The organism is Pseudonocardia ammonioxydans (assembly GCF_900115005.1).
GTDB classification, from domain to species: domain Bacteria; phylum Actinomycetota; class Actinomycetes; order Mycobacteriales; family Pseudonocardiaceae; genus Pseudonocardia; species Pseudonocardia ammonioxydans.
Map to the genome: position 1 here is coordinate 1 of NZ_FOUY01000151.1, position 1,470 is coordinate 1,470.

The following is a 1,470-nucleotide window of genomic DNA, read 5'->3' on the forward strand; positions in this document are numbered from 1 at the left end:
GCCGATCACCGCCTCGCAGGCCGGGCCGATCTCGGTGGCCTTGTTGCGACACCACGTCGGGGTGCGCATGTGGAAGGCGATCTTCTCCGGCGGATAGTCGCCCAGGTCGGTCTGGCGGCCCCGGCTCTTGCGGGGGTGGGTCTTGATCAGCTCGCCGTCGACGAAGAACTGCACCATCGTGTCCGTGGCCCGGGCGTCGACCCGCCCGCCGAGGTAGCGCCACGGGATCGAGTACAGCGTCCCGGCGACCTTGGCGTGGATGTCCGGGCCGACCATCGGCCGCGACCAGGCGGCGAGCACGAACGACGCCGTCGGCAGCGGGCGCAGCGCCGGCGCTTCGACCGCGGCGAACACCGCCGCCGGGGCCGCGCCGGCCAGCGGGCGACAGGCCCGCTGGCCGGCCACCTCGAGTGACCAGCGCCGCGCCTCGGCGCGCATGGCCTGCAGCGAGGCGAACTCCCGGCCCCGCCAGAACGAGTCCCGCACATACGGCATCGGTCGCTCCACCTGCGGTTTGTCCTTCGGCTTGAGCGCGCGGGCCGGGTCGATCAGAGTGCCGTAGTGCGCGGCCAGCTCGGCATACGAACGGTTGAGCTTCGGGTCATACAGGTCCGGTTTGTCCACCCCGGTCTTGAGGTTGTCCGGCACCAGCCGGGCGGGCACACCGCCGAAGAACGCGAACGCCTCCACGTGCGCGCGGGTCCACTCGCTCTGGTCCATCACCAGGGTCGGGCGCACGAACAGGTGCCGCGAGCAGGCCAGCACCATCACGAACGCCCACACCGCGCGGCGCCGCCCGGCGGCCGGGTCGAACCACATCCCGAGCCTGCCGTAATCGATCTGGGCCTGCTCTCCGGCCGCAGACGGCGTCCCGAGCACGGTGACCTGGCCGCGGCGCGCGGTCTCGGGCAGGTTCGCCCGCACCCACCGGCGCAAGCTGGCCACGCTCGCCTCCAGCCCGCGCTCATCGGCCAGGCGCTGGTGGATCGTCGCCACCGTCACCCCTGCGCAGAGCTGGTCGTGGATGTAGTCGCGGTGCACCTCGATCGCCGGCCACGACACCTGCCGCAGCCGGGTGTCGGACAGCTGCGGGAACCACTCCACGACCAGCGTGCGCCAGTCCGCCTCGGTCATCGGCGGACCACCCGGCTCCCAGCCCGCGGCGATCGCCGGCGCGGTGTACTTGCGCAGCGTCTTGCGATCCACCCCCAAGCTGGCCGCCAGCTCATGCTGCGAGCGGCCCGCATACCAGTGGGTCAAGATCTCCACAATGTCGATCACGTCGAAGGTCCTCCTCGGCACGGTTCGGCTCCACCTCGCTGCTCGGCAACGAGACGCAGCCTTCGGTCGTCCGAGGCCCGGACCTGGCAGCGACACGCACGTCCTCCCCTGGGGGAAAACCGTGATCGCCGTGGGGGAATTACGTGATCGCGACACCCTCACACTGGGGGAATTTCATGATCGTCGACA

1 protein-coding gene is annotated in these 1,470 nt (G+C 71.0%); it reads right to left on the reverse strand.

Going from position 1 to position 1,470, the window contains the following annotated elements; translation table 11 throughout:
* Nucleotides 1-1,281 (reverse strand): IS21 family transposase (gene istA, locus BM093_RS34805; protein WP_093357727.1); only part of this gene is annotated, 1,281 nt, incomplete at its 3' end.
* Nucleotides 1,282-1,470: the final 189 nt, after the last annotated feature.